Source organism: Pedobacter sp. 01N416 (assembly GCF_056399685.1).
The window spans coordinates 1-16495 of sequence record NZ_JBFTRT010000023.1; the positions used below are offsets into that span (position 1 = coordinate 1).

At 38.2% G+C, this 16495-nt stretch carries 18 protein-coding genes; 11 read left to right on the forward strand and 7 right to left on the reverse strand.

Going from position 1 to position 16495, the window contains the following annotated elements; genetic code table 11:
- Both AC1DND_RS02465 and AC1DND_RS02470 read left to right on the forward strand, forming a co-directional pair.
- Positions 1 to 1171 (forward strand): M13 family metallopeptidase (locus AC1DND_RS02465; RefSeq protein WP_477578837.1); only part of this gene is annotated, 1171 nt, incomplete at its 5' end.
- Positions 1172 to 1284: 113 nt separating this feature from the next.
- Positions 1285 to 1470, forward strand: a complete 186-nt coding sequence (locus tag AC1DND_RS02470; protein WP_029274977.1) for a hypothetical protein — start codon at positions 1285 to 1287, stop codon at positions 1468 to 1470.
- Position 1471: 1 nt separating this feature from the next.
- On the opposite strand, the gene AC1DND_RS02475 is transcribed toward AC1DND_RS02470, so the two are convergent.
- The 4 genes from AC1DND_RS02475 to AC1DND_RS02490 all read right to left on the reverse strand — a co-directional run bounded on the left by AC1DND_RS02475 (position 1472) and on the right by AC1DND_RS02490 (position 3576).
- Positions 1472 to 1594 (reverse strand): hypothetical protein, encoded by a 123-nt coding sequence (locus tag AC1DND_RS02475; RefSeq protein ID WP_477578839.1) that lies wholly within the window; start codon positions 1592 to 1594, stop codon positions 1472 to 1474.
- A 1-nt stretch (position 1595) separates the two neighbouring features.
- Positions 1596 to 1778 (reverse strand): hypothetical protein, encoded by a 183-nt coding sequence (locus AC1DND_RS02480; RefSeq protein WP_307525163.1) that lies wholly within the window; start codon positions 1776 to 1778, stop codon positions 1596 to 1598.
- A gap of 44 nt (positions 1779 to 1822) precedes the next feature.
- Positions 1823 to 2920, reverse strand: a complete 1098-nt coding sequence (locus tag AC1DND_RS02485) for a CapA family protein (protein WP_477578842.1) — start codon at positions 2918 to 2920, stop codon at positions 1823 to 1825.
- Positions 2921 to 3018: 98 nt separating this feature from the next.
- On the reverse strand, positions 3019 to 3576 hold the full coding sequence (locus AC1DND_RS02490) for a C40 family peptidase (RefSeq protein WP_029274974.1): 558 nt from the start codon (positions 3574 to 3576) through the stop codon (positions 3019 to 3021).
- A 496-nt stretch (positions 3577 to 4072) separates the two neighbouring features.
- Here AC1DND_RS02490 and pdhA point away from each other — a divergent pair, with 496 nt between their 5' ends.
- The 4 genes from pdhA (at position 4073) to AC1DND_RS02510 (ending at position 9964) form a co-directional block, all read left to right on the forward strand.
- A complete protein-coding gene (pdhA, locus tag AC1DND_RS02495) occupies positions 4073 to 5068 on the forward strand; it encodes a pyruvate dehydrogenase (acetyl-transferring) E1 component subunit alpha (RefSeq protein ID WP_029274973.1) in 996 nt (331 codons plus the stop codon).
- A gap of 30 nt (positions 5069 to 5098) precedes the next feature.
- Entirely contained in the window at positions 5099 to 6751 is a 1653-nt protein-coding gene (locus AC1DND_RS02500) for a 2-oxo acid dehydrogenase subunit E2 (protein WP_477578844.1), read from the forward strand.
- 145 nt (positions 6752 to 6896) lie between these two features.
- Positions 6897 to 8675: a DUF885 domain-containing protein gene (locus AC1DND_RS02505; RefSeq protein WP_477578846.1), complete on the forward strand. Its 1779-nt coding sequence runs from the start codon at positions 6897 to 6899 to the stop codon at positions 8673 to 8675.
- 128 nt (positions 8676 to 8803) lie between these two features.
- Positions 8804 to 9964, forward strand: a complete 1161-nt coding sequence (locus AC1DND_RS02510) for a DUF418 domain-containing protein (RefSeq protein ID WP_477578848.1) — start codon at positions 8804 to 8806, stop codon at positions 9962 to 9964.
- 175 nt (positions 9965 to 10139) lie between these two features.
- Here AC1DND_RS02510 and AC1DND_RS02515 read toward each other — a convergent pair whose 3' ends face one another.
- Complete coding sequence (locus AC1DND_RS02515; protein WP_477578850.1) at positions 10140 to 10517, reverse strand: GxxExxY protein; 378 nt, start codon at positions 10515 to 10517, stop codon at positions 10140 to 10142.
- A 284-nt stretch (positions 10518 to 10801) separates the two neighbouring features.
- On the opposite strand from AC1DND_RS02515, the gene AC1DND_RS02520 reads away from it, so the two are divergent.
- From AC1DND_RS02520 to AC1DND_RS02540, 5 genes are all read left to right on the forward strand, one after another.
- A complete protein-coding gene (locus AC1DND_RS02520) occupies positions 10802 to 11353 on the forward strand; it encodes a cupin domain-containing protein (RefSeq protein WP_477578852.1) in 552 nt (183 codons plus the stop codon).
- 68 nt (positions 11354 to 11421) lie between these two features.
- Complete coding sequence (locus AC1DND_RS02525; protein WP_131029486.1) at positions 11422 to 12654, forward strand: serine hydrolase domain-containing protein; 1233 nt, start codon at positions 11422 to 11424, stop codon at positions 12652 to 12654.
- Positions 12655 to 12659: 5 nt separating this feature from the next.
- On the forward strand, positions 12660 to 13643 hold the full coding sequence (locus AC1DND_RS02530; RefSeq protein WP_477578854.1) for a hypothetical protein: 984 nt from the start codon (positions 12660 to 12662) through the stop codon (positions 13641 to 13643).
- A 23-nt stretch (positions 13644 to 13666) separates the two neighbouring features.
- Positions 13667 to 13972, forward strand: a complete 306-nt coding sequence (locus tag AC1DND_RS02535) for a YbaB/EbfC family nucleoid-associated protein (protein WP_057930731.1) — start codon at positions 13667 to 13669, stop codon at positions 13970 to 13972.
- Positions 13973 to 14050: 78 nt separating this feature from the next.
- Entirely contained in the window at positions 14051 to 14728 is a 678-nt protein-coding gene (locus AC1DND_RS02540; protein ID WP_477578856.1) for a metal-dependent hydrolase, read from the forward strand.
- A gap of 276 nt (positions 14729 to 15004) precedes the next feature.
- Here the strand turns inward: AC1DND_RS02540 and AC1DND_RS02545 are convergent, their stop codons facing one another.
- On the reverse strand, positions 15005 to 15346 hold the full coding sequence (locus tag AC1DND_RS02545; RefSeq protein ID WP_029274964.1) for a hypothetical protein: 342 nt from the start codon (positions 15344 to 15346) through the stop codon (positions 15005 to 15007).
- Between the two features lie 329 nt (positions 15347 to 15675).
- Positions 15676 to 16495, reverse strand: an 820-nt coding sequence (locus AC1DND_RS02550) for an energy transducer TonB (RefSeq protein WP_477578858.1), incomplete at its 5' end; no start/stop codon positions are given.

A 16495-nucleotide genomic window follows, 5' to 3' on the forward strand; every position in this document is an offset into this window, starting at 1 on the left:
TTATCAAACCTTATCAGCCCTGGTAAAAAGCCAGCCTATCGAAATTTGGAAAGAAAAATTAAAATTTGACGCTTTAAACAGATCGTCCAATGCTTTTACCAAAAAATTCAGAGATGCTAAATTCGATTTTTTCTCCAAAACGCTATATGGTCAACAGGCTCCAACAGAAAGATGGAAAGCCATCGTAAATGCTACCGATCGTAATTTAGGTGAGCTTTTAGGTCAGTTATATGCCGAAAAGTATTTTAAGCCTGAGGCTAAAGAGCGTATGTTAACCCTGGTAAACAATTTACAGAAAGTATATGCAGAAAGAATCCAGAAGGTAGATTGGATGACACCTGAAACCAAAAAGAAAGCTTTAGAAAAACTAAATGCATTTATCAAAAAAATCGGCTATCCTGATAAATGGAAAAAGTATGATGATGTTGAGGTTTCGAAAAACACTTATTATGCAAACCTTCAATCGGCGAGTAAACATGCCTACAAAGAAATGATGGATAAACTCGGCAAAAACGTTGATAAAACCGAGTGGGGAATGACTCCACCGACGGTTAATGCCTATTACAATCCGTCTTTCAACGAAATTGTTTTCCCTGCCGGAATTTTACAGTTCCCGTTCTTTGATTTTACCGCAGATGACGCCATTAACTATGGTGCAATAGGTGCTGTAATTGGTCACGAAATGACGCATGGTTTTGACGATCAAGGTCGCCAGTACGATGCAGTAGGCAACTTAAAAGAATGGTGGACAAAAGCCGATGCCGATAAATTTAAAACTAAGGCCGGTAAAGTAGAAACATTTTACAACAACTTCTCGCTGTTGGATAATCAGCATGTAAACGGTTCATTAACATTGGGCGAAAACCTTGCCGATATTGGTGGCTTAAACATTGCTTACGATGCCTTTAAATTAACTGAGCAAGGAAAAGGCGATAAAAAGGTTGATGGTTTTACTCCTGACCAACGTTTCTTTTTAAGCTTTGCCCAGGTATGGAGAATCAAAACCCGCGATGAAAGTATGCGTGTAAGGTTAAAAACAGATCCGCATAGCCCGGAGATGTTCCGAGTAAACGGCCCTGTTTATAATATGGAAGCATTTTACAAGGCATTCAATATTCCTGCAACAGCAAAAATGTATGTAACTCCGGCAAACAGATTAGGTGTTTGGTAAGTTACCTTTTCATTTAATAAAAGAAGTCCATTTCAGTCAATGAGATGGACTTCTTTGTTTCCTTAAAACAAAAACGATGATATTTTGTCTTTACCTTATTAAATAATAATCATATGAATGTAAAACGCACTTTTGGAACCATCTTAACCGTACTTGGTATAATTGGTTTAATATACGCTGGCTATGGTTTTGTAAGCCACAGCGAAAATACAAGGGGATTAATGGTTTATGGCATCATCGGACTTATATTCTTTGTATCAGGAATTGGCTTGGTGAAGAACACAAAGGACGAAAGTTAAACTAGGTTTCTCCTAAACTTTTTAGATAGTACAAACAATACAAAGCAGCTCCGATGGCTAAACCAAGATAGATCCCATCTTTAAAGTTATCAGCTTTCGTAGCCTGTAATATAATTGCTATCATACTATTGCTTCTTTTTGTGCTTGATGATCTGGTACTGGCTAAAAGCAACCAGGCAACCCGCCAGGATAATAATTCCTGCAGACAATAGGTTCTCAGAATTTTGGTTGATGTAGTAGGCTGCTGCCAATACTAAAATTGCAGCTGCAATACCTATAATATAATGAAGTATTAATCCTTTTTTCATACAACAAATATTCTGAAATAAATTGAGATTGATGTCGCAGAAGATTAATCTTTTAAACTGATCCTGTTATCAGCGAATTTTAGCTGATGGCCAATAAAATCAATATCTGTCAATTCTTTAATCCGTTTAAAGGCACCATAATTATCATCCAGAGTTAAACGGTTAATCATATCCTGTTTAACTGATACAATATCTGCATATAGAAAATCGCCCTTCGCATTTATTTTTAGTTGAACCAAGGGCGCAATACCATTATTGCCTTTTAAGCTAAACATGCCATAAGTGCAAAAATTACCCAAGCTGTAAGCGATGAATTTATTTTTATACACTTCAACAGCCCGGGTTACATGCGGGCCATGCCCCAGCACTACATCGGCACCGGCATCAATAACTGCATGTGCAAAGGCATAAACATTACCTCTGTTCTCTTTATAAAAAATTTCGTTTTTACGGGGAACATGTTCAAACCTTGCACCTTCACCACCGCCATGAAAAGAAACAATCACAATATCGGCCATCAATTTTAAGCGGGCAACCAAAGCCTTGGCACTGTCGATTTTATTAATCGATACCGTATTCTCGTTTGGCGCAAAGGCACAGAATGCATACTTTACACTATCTTTTTCAAAAACTTCAAAAGGTTTGTTTACCTGCCCGGCATAATGGATCTGCAGCGAATCTAAAATCCTTGCCGTATTTTTTCTTCCCCTGGCATCAAAATCACCAACATGGTTATTGGCGATGCTTAAAACATTAAATCCTGCATCCTTATATATCCCGGCATAACGCTCGGGCATTCTAAAAGCATAGCAGTTGTTTGGGTTAATGTCATTACATTTGTTCGAATTGCCTGAGTTGAGAAAACAGCCCTCTAAGTTTCCAAAAACAATATCTCCTTTTAATAAACTATCAACCGCCTGGAAGCTGTTTACAGCATCATCAGGAGGGAGGTTGCTTTTAGATGGAAAAGCGGAGCCGAGCATAATATCGCCAACAGCAGTAATGGAGATGGTATCCTTTATTTTTCTGATTAACGTATCTTGCCTGGCTACAGGCGTGGTAATCTGTGCATTATTGCTCGTGCAGCTAATTAAAATAACTATTGCGACGAAAGAAAGGATTAAGGTATTGAAAAACTTCATTCTTGATTTTATGGTATAAAAAAAAATCCTCCAAAATTTCTTTAGGAGGATTGTATATATTTTTACTGTCAACCGAAAATGGCCAACTGTTAACTGAACTATTCTACTGTAAATTCTTTCTTAAACGATTCTAAAACGCGACCGCCTTTGTAAAAATAGCGGCTGTAATAAGGCTCGTTCAGGTTGCTGATTACTACGCCACGAGAACTTGATGCATGTGCAAATCTGTTATCGCCAAGGTAAATACCAACATGTGAAATACTTCTGCTTTTAATCTTAAAGAAAACTAAATCGCCCTCTTTTAAATCTTCTTTAGACAGTGGATCCACCATACTAAAAATATCGCGCGAATTCCTTCTGATGGTAGTGTTGAAAACTTTATCATAAATCGCTTTAGTGAAAGCCGAACAATCGATCCCTCTTTTAGTGTTTCCACCATAACTATAAGGCGTTCCGATCCATTCGTAAATAAACTTGTACAGTTTTAAGTTCGAAGTTGCATCTACCGCAACACCCATAACCTGCGAAAAATATTGTGATGCAAGGTTGTCGGGATCATTTAATTCTTTACCAGATTCTTTTGTTTTTGTTTGCGCAAATGCGGCTGAGAGCGTACAAATAGCAATTAGAGTAGAAAACAAAAATTTTTTAATCATGTTATACAGTTATGTTTGGGTATTCACTTACACATTAACGTACACCACATGGGCTTATTGTTGGTTACCAAAAGTATTAATTATACAAATGTTATCCAAATGTTAGACGTTAAAAAACGAAAGTTATTAACATTTTTATTTTCCCATCATCATTTTTTGTGATAAACACCTCCTAAAAAATTCATCTTGTCTCAAAAAACGATTTACTTCAGTACGCAAAACAAGAATAAATCGATTTTATTTTAAATTACGAGAATAAGCATATATACAGAATTAAATTTCAGAATAAATTGATTCCATATTATGATAAAGGGTGTTGATTTAATTATAAGAAATCGCTGTTAAATCGATATCGGCGGCCAGGGTTTATATTTAATTGTAAAACAACTGTTAAATCTGATTACAACCCTAATACTATGATGTTTTTACACTAAAAAGTGCCAAAAATTACAATAAAAAAATTAGATTTGCTGTCGCAAAAAACAAATACCCTAAAATGAGTGCAGTAGAAATAAATAAAGATACCTGGTTAAAGTGGTTTGAGTCGATGTTGCTTATGCGCAAATTCGAAGAAAAAACTGGCCAGTTATACGGACAACAAAAAATACGTGGCTTTTGTCATTTATACATTGGACAAGAAGCTGTAGTTGCAGGTGCAATATCTGCAATGCAAAAAGGTGATTCAATGATTACAACATACCGTGATCATGCTCATGCCTTAGCTTTAGGAGTTAGTGCTGATAGTATTATGGCAGAAATGTACGGTAAAGCTACAGGTTGCTCTAAAGGTAAAGGTGGTTCAATGCACATGTTCAGTAAAGAGCATAACTTCTACGGTGGTCATGCAATTGTTGGCGGTCAGATTCCATTAGGTGCTGGCGTTGCTTTTGCAGAAAAATACAAAGGAACTGACAATGTTAACATTTGTTATATGGGCGATGGTGCTGTGCGCCAGGGTGCATTAAACGAAACTTTTAACATGGCCATGCTTTGGAAATTGCCTGTTATTTTTGTTTGCGAAAACAACGGTTATGCAATGGGTACCTCAGTACAACGTACCACTAACATGACCGATATTTATAAAATAGGTTTAGGTTTTGATATGCCATGTGCGCCAGTTGATGGTATGGATCCGGTTGCTGTTCACAATGCAATGGACGAAGCGATCCAACGTGCACGTAAAGGTGAAGGACCTACTTTCTTAGAAATGAGAACTTACCGTTACCGTGGTCACTCGATGTCAGATCCGGCAAAATACCGTACCAAAGAAGAATTAGAAGATTATAAAGCAAAAGATCCAGTTGAGCATGCAAGAGAAACGATTCTTAAAGAAAAGTATGCAGACCAAGCCTGGATTGAAGAAGTGGAAGCTAAAGTAAAGGCAATTGTAGATCAGGCAGTAAAATTTGCTGAAGAATCTCCTTGGCCTGATGCATCAGAATTATACAAAGATGTATATATGCAACAGGACTACCCTTACGTAATGGACTAATATTAATAAGATTTCAATTAATTAGATATAATGGCTGATGTAATTAAAATGCCCAAAATGAGCGACACCATGACCGAAGGGGTTTTGGCGAAGTGGCATAAAAAAGTGGGCGATAAAGTGAAAAGCGGCGATGTTTTGGCAGAAGTAGAAACTGACAAAGCAACAATGGATATGGAATCTTATTGGGATGGAACTCTTTTATACGTAGGTGTAGAAGAAGGAACAGCTGTTCCCGTTGATGCAATCATGGCCGTTATTGGTAAAGAAGGCGAAGATTATAAAGCAGCATTAGAAGCTGAAAAAGGCGCAGAAGCTCCAAAAGCTGAAGAGAAAAAAGAAGAAGCTGCACCAGCTCAGGGTGGTGGCTTAAGCGAAGAAGAATTAGCAGCAAAAGGTGTTACGGTTATCCGCATGCCTTTATTAAGCGATACCATGACTGAAGGTGTTATTGCTGAATGGCATAAAAAAGTTGGCGATAAAGTAAAAGATGATGATGTTCTTGCTGATGTAGAAACCGATAAGGCAACTATGGAAGTAATGGGCTATGCAACCGGAACTTTATTACACATTGGTGTAGAGAAAGGCGCTGCTGCAAAAGTGAACGGAATTATCGCTATCGTTGGTCCTGAAGGAACTGATGTGAGTGGAATTTTAGCGGGCGGCTCAGCTCCGGCTCCAAAAGCCGAAAGTGCTGAAGCACCTAAAGAAGAAAAATCTGCAAATGTTGCAGAAATTGAAACACCAAGAACCTCATCATGTGGTACAACTGCAGACAACGCCGATAGCCGCGTTAAAGCATCTCCTTTAGCTAAGAAAATTGCTAAAGATAAAGGGATCGATTTAGCACAGGTTGCAGGTAGTGCAGAAGGTGGACGTATCATTAAAAAAGATATCGAAAACTTTAAACCAAGTGCAGCGCCAGCAAAATCAGAATCTGCATCAGCTCCGGCTGCAGAGAAAGCTGCTGCACCAGCACCAGTTATTCCTCAATTTGTTGGTGAAGTTAAATTTACTGAAGCTCCGGTTTCGCAGATGCGAAAAGTAATTGCAAAACGTTTAGCAGAAAGTTTATTTACTGCTCCACACTTCTACTTAACCATCAGCATTGATATGGACAATGCAATGGCTGCACGTACGGCAATCAACGCTGTTGCTCCTGTTAAGGTTTCTTTCAATGATATCGTAATTAAAGCGGTTGCTGTTGCATTGAAAAAACACCCTGCTGTTAACTCATCATGGGGTGGCGATAAAATCAGATTTAACGAACATACCAACATTGGTGTAGCTATGGCTGTTGAAGATGGTTTATTGGTACCAGTAGTGCGTTTTGCTGATGGCAAATCTTTATCACACATCTCTGCAGAAGTAAAAGATTTTGGCGGTAAAGCAAAAGCTAAAAAATTACAACCAGCAGATTGGGAAGGTTCTACTTTCACCGTATCTAACTTAGGTATGTTTGGGATTGATGAGTTTACTTCAATCATCAACTCTCCTGATGGTGCAATTTTATCAGTAGGTGCTATACAACAGGTTCCTGTTGTTAAAAACGGCGCTGTTGTTCCTGGTAACGTAATGAAATTGACTTTAGGTTGCGATCACCGTGTGGTTGATGGTGCAACCGGAGCACAGTTCTTACAAACATTAAAAGGTTTATTAGAAGAGCCAATCAGGTTATTAGCTTAATCAGCTAGCAATTCACAGTTTTCAGTTAATACTGATCATATACTAAAGCCATCCTTAAAAAGGGATGGCTTTTTTGCGTTAAGGAGAGCCGCTCGTAAATGGCTAATAATTTGCTATTTTTGATTAGAACCTTAACCCAAAATAAATGAAAAAGATATTTCTTTTTGCTGCCTGTATTACGGCTTTTACCGCCTGTAAACAAAAAAGCAGTTCAGACAATACCACCGAAAACAAAGCTTTTGCAGCATTGTGCGAACAATACTACCAGGAAGGATTAAAACTGAACCCCATTAACGCCACCTATATCGGCGACGAGCGTTATAACGACCTTTTAGCCAACGATGGGTCGCAAGCCTATATAAAAGAATTTAAAAGCTATAACGAGCGTTATTTAGATAGCCTGGGCAAATACGATAGAGAAAGCCTAAGTGCAAACGACAAATTATCTTTCGATTATTTAAAAGATCAGTTGGAGATCAATATCGAAGGGCTTAAATATCACTTCGAATACCTACCGTTTAACCAGATGTTTGCTTTGCCTTTAACCATTGGTCAGTTCGGTGCTGGCACGGGTATTCAGCCTTTTAAAACGGTAAAAAATTATGAAGATTGGTTAAAACGTATTGATGCATTTTCGATATGGGCCGATACTGCCATTGGCAATTTTAAAAAAGGTGCTGCCGCCGGTATTGTATTGCCGAAAGCATTGGTGATTAAAATGATTCCTCAAATGCAGAGCATGGTTGTAGCTACACCCGAAGAAAGTTTATTTTATGGGCCGATCAAATTAATGCCTGCAAGTTTTTCTGCGGCAGATAAACAAAAATTAACAGAAGCTTACCGCAATTCGATCACTAAAGTAATTATCCCTACCTATAAAAAACTGGGCGATTACCTGCAGAACGAATATCTACCAAAAACAAGAACTACTTCAGGCTATTCTGCCATGCCAGGTGGTTTGGCCTGGTACACTTATCTGGTTAAACAACAAACTACCACCAATAAAACGCCCGAGGAGATCTATCAAACTGGCTTAAAAGAAGTTGCCAGGATTAAAGGCCAAATGGATAGCATCAAAAACTTAGTTGGATTTAAGGGCGATTTGAAGGCTTTTTTCGAATATATGAAAACAGACAAAAAATTCATGCCTTATAAAACACCAAAAGAAGTTTTAGCCGCTTTTGAAAACATCCACCAGCGCATGAAACCCAATCTGAAAAAGATGTTTGATGTTGAACCTAAAACACCTTTCGAAATCCGCCAAACGGAAGCTTTCAGAGCAGCATCGGCCAGTGCAGAGTATAATCCAGGTTCAGCTGACGGGTCTCGCCCAGGGATTTTTTATGTGCCAATTTTAGACGCTAAAACATTTAACACCACTTCGGGCATGGAATCTCTTTTTCTTCACGAGGCAATTCCAGGTCACCATTATCAGATTTCTTTAACGCAAGAAAATAAATCACTTCCTAATTTCCGCCGTTTTGGCGGACATAATGCTTATGTAGAGGGTTGGGCATTATATTGTGAATCATTAGGTAAAGAACTAGGCCTATACCAAGATCCTTACCAGCATATGGGCGCTTTGGGCGATGAAATGCATAGGGCAATCCGTTTAGTGGTTGATGTGGCCATCCATACCAAAAACATGAGCAGAGAAGAAGCCATAAAATACATGACAGACAATGAAGCCATCAGCACTGAAGGTGCAACAGCAGAAATTGAACGTTACATGGGCATACCTGCACAAGCTTTAGGCTATAAAACAGGTGCAATGAAAATAAGAGAGTTGAGAACTAAATATGAAAAAGAATTAGGCCCGAAATTTAAACTGGCAGCTTTTCATACTGCGGTTTTAAAAGATGGATCGTTCCCCTTATCTGTTTTTGAAGCGAAGATGGATACATGGGCAGAAAGCCAGAAGTAAAATTGAGGGGATACCAGTAGTGTATCCCCCTTTTTGTCATCATCATCATCATTCTTTATAATAAGCACCATTAAATTCTAATAAAATATTCTATCGTGCCTTTAAGCAAGATAATTAATTTCTACTGTATGAATACCCTATCAAGCCAACCTATCCAACTCAATCAGCGCACGATGATTATTGATATACTTAGAGGCTGGGCGCTTTTAGGTGTTGTTTTGATGAATTATTATGATTTTTTTGTACTGGATAAAGACTCTGTTCTCTTCAAGCCAGATGGTTTAACCGACGGCTTGATGTATTTCTCAAAGACAGTTTTTGCAGCCAAATCGTGGACAATGTTGAGTTTGCTTTTTGGCTACGGTTTTGCTGTTCTAATGAACAACATAGGCAATAAGGGGCAGAATCCTTATACTTTTTTTGCAGGTCGCATGTTCTGGCTGCTGGTGCTCGCATTAATTAACAGTGCATTGTTTTTTGGCGATATTCTAAAAGATTATGCCATTTTAGGGCTGTTACTGCTATTCTTCTATCGAAGCTCGGCCAAAACCACTTTTGCGGTAAGCTTGGTGCTCTTGTTGATTATTCCGGCATTAAGTGCTTTTGTCAACTCGCTGCACGACACTGGCCGCGAGGATATCACAAAACTGTTTTACCTCTACAGGAGCAATCACCTGGTAGATGTACTGTACTTCGGACTAAAAGGCACCTATGTTGCCCAAATGATCAGTAAGCCGTACTTATATACCGTACATGTTGTAATGTTCTGTTGTTTTTTATGGGGTTTTAGCCTGTACAAGATCAATTTCTTTAATGCATTGCCAACCAAAATAAAGCTGGTAAAAAAAATGTTTTGGATTTCATTGGGTGTTACCCTAATGCTTTCTGCCTATTTTCCTATTATCGATAAATTAAAGTGGAACGTTAAGGATTATTATAACATACGTTATTGGCTAATTTTAAGCACCATGTTATTTATTTCCAGCGCCATTTGCTGGCTGTATATTTCAGGTAAATGCAAAACCTTTTTGGGTAATTTGGCAGTTATGGGCAAAATGACCCTGACCAATTATATGGTACAAAACCTGATCGGCCTGCTTATTTTTTCTGGCTTTGGTCTTGGTATCTGGACATCAATGCCAATAGGCTTTTATTTAATATTGGCGATTATTATTTACACGCTGCAGGTTTACTTTAGCAAATGGTGGCTTTCGAGGTATAATTATGGCCCCATCGAATGGATCTGGCGCCAGTTAAGCTATGGAAAAAGATTACCGCTTAAAAGTTAGCTGGGAAGTCTCTTATCTCTGGTACTGAATATCAACAACTTTAATCTGCGCGAATCTTCTTAAATCTGTGGGACAAAACCCAAATAGCAAATTGTTTCCCGCAGATATCGCAAAGTGCACAGATAAAAATAGTTGAAATCTGCATTAATCTTCTTAAATCTATAGAAAACATTTATTAAAGGCCATTCACTTTTCTCCAGATTGATTGTGATATGTTTGAAGAATTAAAATTAACAAGCATTCCAAGTCGTAAGCCAGAAAGTTTCAGGTAAGTAAGTACCTGCTTAYGGTGAACAGGCGCAAGTGTTTCTACTGATTTTACTTCGATAATGACCAGATCGTTTATTAATAAATCTATCCGATAGCCGGCATCAAGAGTTATACCTTCAAAGACAACTGGTAATTTTACCTGTTGCTTAACATCTAAGCCGTTTTCGGTTAAAACATAAGCCAGTACCGTTTCGTAAACAGATTCTAACAAACCAGGGCCTAACGCATTGTAAACTGTAAATATTGCACCCCTAATCTGGTAGGAGATATCATTCTCATCCATAGTATAAAAATTTAATGGCTATTCTTAAATCAGGATGATTAACTAAAAATATTATAATCTCTGTAATTATCAAAATTCTAAGAAAAAGAAAGCGACTCTGCGTCGATCTTCTTAAATCTGTGGGAGAAAACCCAAATGCAAATTTTCCCGCAGATATCGCAACCGACGCAGATAGATAAAAGAACCACAATCTGCGGTAATCTCCTTGGATCTGCGGGAGAAAAAATCGCGATCTCTAAACCCTTTGCCCATTACTTTGTTAACTATTAAAACACCCGCAAATCATGGACAAAGAAAAATTGATACAAGAAGCTTATTTAGTTGCACATAAAATAGAGGAGAATGGCAATTTCCCGAACAATCCTACTTTACCGTTAATGATTTACAAAGGTACATTTAGGTTGCACCCTGATGATACAGAAGAAGTAATCAAGAAAGTTTTCGCACAGAACGGTTATACCAATACCTGGGTTGATGGTATTTTTGATTACCACCACTACCACAGCAATACGCACGAAGTAATGGGTGTATTTTGTGGCAAGGCCGATGTACAGTTTGGAGGTGAACATGGTGTTTGTATAGAACTGGATAAAGGCGATGTAATTATTATCCCTGCGGGTGTGGCACATAAAAAACTGAACTCAACCGACGACTTCACTGTTGTTGGTGCATACCCGAATGGCTCAGATTACGATATTAAATATGGCAAAGCCGAAGAACGGCCTGAAGCAGATGAAACCATAGCCAAAGTGAAAAATCCAGACAGCGACCCCGTTTATGGAAGTAAAGGTCACTTATTTGAATGCTGGTACAATCAAAATTGCGAAAATGTGTAAAACTCTTTCGTTTTAACCGTCTAAAATTCTTTAATTTTCGGGTTTTAAATACACTATCCCTAATATAAATGAATTTTCGATATATATGTTCAGCATTAGCCCTCTCTGTAACTTTACTAACCGCATGTTCAAGCAAAAAATCTGAAGAGAAAAAGGCCGCTGAAAAAAAAATCCGCACCAAAGACGACGACAAAGCAGATAGCCTTCTATTGGTTTATAATCCGCAAAAAGGTGATAAATGGATTGCTGATTTTGTAGATAACCTACACCGGAAATTCAATTTCAACGGAAATATGCTGGTAGCCAAAGATGGAAAAATTCTTTACGAAAAAGCCGTTGGATGGGCCGATTACCTGCATCGCGATAGCTTAACCATCAACTCAGAATTTGAGCTGGCTTCAATTACCAAAACCTTTACCGGTACAGCCATTATGCAATTGGTAGAAGCCGGAAAACTTTCGTTAAACGATAATGTAAAAAAATTCTATCCTAATTTCCCATACGAGGGCATAACGGTGAAATTATTGCTTTCTCACCGCAGCGGCATGATGAACTATGTGTACTTTATAGATGATATCTGGCGTAAGGAAAAACGAAACATGAAAAAAGGCGTAACCAATCAGGAAGTAATGAATGTTATTGCTGAGCGGAAACCAAACCCATACACTAAACCAGATAACCGCTTTCACTATAACAACTCGAACTTTATGGTTTTGGGTGCCATTATAGAAAAGGTTACCGGACAACGTTACTCGCAGTACATGATGGAGCATGTGTTTAAACCAGCTGGATTAAAGCACACGCATGTATATAGCACCACTGAGTATGAAAAAATTCCGGTTGATGTGGTTGGTCACGACCGCAATAGTTTCAGATATTCTGTTGCGCAGAATTTTCTAGACGGTCCTGTTGGAGATAAAGGCATTTATAGCACGGTCCACGATTTGGTATTATTTGATAAATACTTGAAAAACGGAAGATTACTGACCAAAAAGAGTCTCGATTCGGCGTATGTAGGTCGCAATAAACCTATAAACGGCCATTTTAACTATGGCTATGGCTGGAGAATATTCGATGGCGAGAAGATGGACAAAGTAGTTTATCATACGGGTTGGTGGCATGGTTTCCGTCATATTTATGTGCGAGATTTAGACAAAAATATTGTAATCATATTTTTAGGTAACCTTACTAATGGAAGTTTGATGCATCTTGATGAGCTGTACAAACATTTCAATATGCCGGTTATCCGTAAAGGGGCTTACCACGGCAACGGAAGCTTGCCGGGTTCTGACGAAGATTAATTTTTATGGCAAAAACTAAATGGATTATTGAGTCAAGCATGTTGATCATCTATCCGAAAAGAAATTTAAGGATAGTTGGACTTATATTTTTTGTATTAATTGCGGCCTTTATTTTCTTTTTATCGAGATCGGTACAGGGCTATTCTGCTGGTGTCACTCTTGGATATTATGGCTGCCTGTTATTAATTCCGTTACTACTGATTTTTATTGCTGAAACAAAAGTAATTTTTGATGGCAACAGCAGGGTTCTATATAAGAAGATCGGTTTTTTGCCAACAGGTTCAATCCCCTTTGATGATATTGCTTCGGTACAGGCTTATGAAATCATGGGTAGTGGATATAATTATAGGCTGTTTAAAAAAAGCAACCGGCATGGCAAGGGTATAATCGTCTCCAGCGGTTATAACAAAGCTACCAATCCGAATCTGATTCAATTTCAACAGGAAGTTCTTCCAAAAATCGATGAACTTGTTTTTGCAAATGCACCGGTAATTCCTAAACAAACTATTTACGACTTTCAGTTTTTTAAAGAAGAGGGTGGCGTGTACCTATTGCGCGATAATAAGATAGGCAGCTTAATCATGGGATTGATTTTGATAGGAGTTACCGTTGCGATATTGCTTAACCCAGATTTTTTAACAAACGAAGGTTTTTTTCAAAAAATATTACTCACCTATTTTCCGGCGGTTATTGGCTTAGCGCTTCTTTTTGCAGCAACCTCCAACATCCGTTTTGATAAAAGCCAGAGGAAAATTATCCGTTCCACTTTTGCCGGCCGCGTATTAAAAGAATATCCATTTGATGACCTGGTCCGTTTTCATATTATCCGTAAAACAACCAATCTTATTTATTCGGGCACCGAAGTTAGGGCAGAGATTTTATTGCCTACCAAAAACAAAACAACCACTTTAATCCTTAAAAGCTTTACAGGCACTAAAAAGATTGAGCGCTTTCTTGATGAAGCCAATACGATTTTAGGCCGGATTTAGTTTGATTCTAAAACAAAACGATTATGTTCGATAAATTATTTGCGGCTCAACAAAAAGCCGAGGAAATTAAAAAACGCCTTGATACGATCTCAGTATTTGGCGAAGTTGAAAATGGTGCCATAAAAATCACCGCTACAGCAAACAAGGCCATCACCGGAATTTCCATTGATGAGGAGTTTTTGAAAAATGCCGATAAGGAAGAATTAGAAGAACTTTTGTTAACGGCTATTAATAAGGCTATGGCAAGCGCCGAACAGGTAAGTGCCGCCGAAATGCAGGCATCAGCACAAGATATGCTTGGAGGCTTAGGCGGTATGTTTGGGCAATAAAACCATTAGTTAACTTAACTGTTTATCCTAAGAAGAATCGATCTTGCTACTCGAGACTCAAATCTTGATACTATTATTATGAAATATACCTATTACGGCCAATCTTGCTTCCTGTTAGAGGCAGCCGGTAAAAAACTACTATTCGATCCGTTTATATCGCACAATCCATTAGCTAAACATATAGATATTAAAGCCATTGAGGCCGATTATATCCTGGTTAGTCATGGCCATGGCGATCATGTGGCCGATCTGGTAGAACTAGCCAAGCAAACCCAAGCTACAGTTATTGCCATGCCAGAAGTAGTAGATTGGGCAAGTAAACAAGGTGTAGAAAAAGTACATGGAATGAATTTTGGCAAATTTACGTTTGATTGGGGAACTGTACGCATGGTGCCTGCAACCCACTCATCGGGTTTGCCAGATGGAAGTTACGGAGGTAATCCTGCAGGCTTTGTACTTGAAGTGGATGGCAAACAGATTTACTTTGCAGGCGATACAGGTTTAACCATCGAGATGAAAGTTTTGGCTGATATTTACAACCTGGATTATGCCATTTTACCTATCGGCGGAAATTATACCATGGATGTTGATGATGCTTTGGTTGCGACTAAATATTTCGACTGTGATCATGTAATCGGTGTACACTACAATACCTTTCCGGTAATCGAAATTGATACTCAGGCTGCGTTAGATAAATTTAAACGCGAAAATAAAACACTATTGTTGCCAGAAATTGGTGAGACGATAAACTTATAGTCTCGTGCGGATTACAAATCCACCGTTTGAACGGTTGTGATTGCAAATCACGACCAACGAAAACCGTCATTTCGAGCGGAGTGCAACGTAGTCGAGAACCACATAGTGCTCAGCGAAGCTAAATCTGTCTAGATAGATCTCTCCGTTCCGCTGCGCTTCAGTCGAGATGACGACATCTCTTTGAATGCACCTAATGTGTCTTTCGAACAGGTACCATTAAAACAAAAAAAGGGCCTCCGATTTTCATTGGAGACCCTTCAAATTATAAACCTGAACCTAATTCTTTTTAGCAGCAGCTTTATTTGCTTTGTAACGCATATCAGCTGTTCCGTCTTTTTTAGTTGGACCAGCAACTTTAGTTACCGCCTTTGCTTTATTTTCTTTAAAACGCATATCTGGCGTGCCATCTGCTTTTACTTTAGCAGCTGTAGTAGTTGTTTTAGTTTCTACTTTTTTAGCCTCTTGTTTTACACCTGCTTTTACTGGTGCAGTTGTAGTTTTTACTTCTTTTTTAACAACTGTTTTAGCTTTAGCTGCTGGAGCTGTTGCTGGTGTCTGAGCAAATGCTGTTGTTAAACCAAATGCTGCGATTGCGATTAAACTCAATAATTTTTTCATGTTTTTTAGATTTGTTTTTTAATTACCATAAAGCTTCTTCGTTTTCACTCAGAGGTTTCATAATCCTTAATTTTTGTTTACTCGTTATTTGTTGATATAAAATTGATTAATTGATATGAAGTTTTAATGAAGATAATAATTTTTAATAATTTATTAAACGGTTTGGTATTATTAAACTTTCACTTTCTTGAGAATAAAGCTATAACTTTTTTTGTTAGCGATATCCCTAACTTCCGATAGTTGTTCATTGCTGGGCACTAATTTTACATCTACTTTTTCTTTCCAAATAAACTCCGTTTAGGATGGTTCAGTTATCAAAAAAGAAATCATCAGTTAATTGTAAAGTTGATTGCAATTTTGGTTTGCATAGCCATAGGTTCACCAAACAAAGTACCTGGAAGCCATGGAGGTGATAATTTGRGCACCCTAATGGCTTCCTGACTTAGGCTATCGTGCGATGAGGAAAATATTTCGATGTTTGATAAACGGCCGTCGGTATTTACCGTTACGGAACAAACTACCCTGCCAGTTAGATCGGGGTCAGGAAAACGAAGGTTTTTAGCCAGGAATTTATAAAACCTCGGATAACCGCCCTTGAAAATTGGCTCGGTTAAAATGTTTTTCTTCACCGTTGGCCGATCGTTTTGATCAAAATACGCACTGTCTGTTAAATCGCCTGTTGTATTATAAAGCTCTTTGGCTGCCAGTTGTTGGTTGAGGTAAAAGAATTTCCATTCCCCGGTTTTTAGGCCCCGACTAAAACAACCTTGATCTTTTATATGCTCTTTATCATAATAAGATTTATATAAACCATCAAACTTATTGTTCAAGAAATGGATTTCTTGCGCCGTGTTGCCCAAAGAATCGTAAATGATCCATTTTCCTACTTTAGCATTCTTATCATAATGTCCGTGGATAAAGAGTTTGCCATTCAAAAACTCCTGATAGTTTCCATTATGTATCGTTAGCTGCTCATCGGCAAAGGTCTCTTTTTTAAGCAGAACAAAGTTTTTATCGGCGGTAGTTTTAACCCATGCGAGCGTATCTCTCTTGTTAATTTTATATACGCTTACACTTTCCTTTTTTGTGGAGCTACCTCCAAAATTATAGGTAACCAGTGTATCGCTTTTTTGCGCCATACATCCGAGT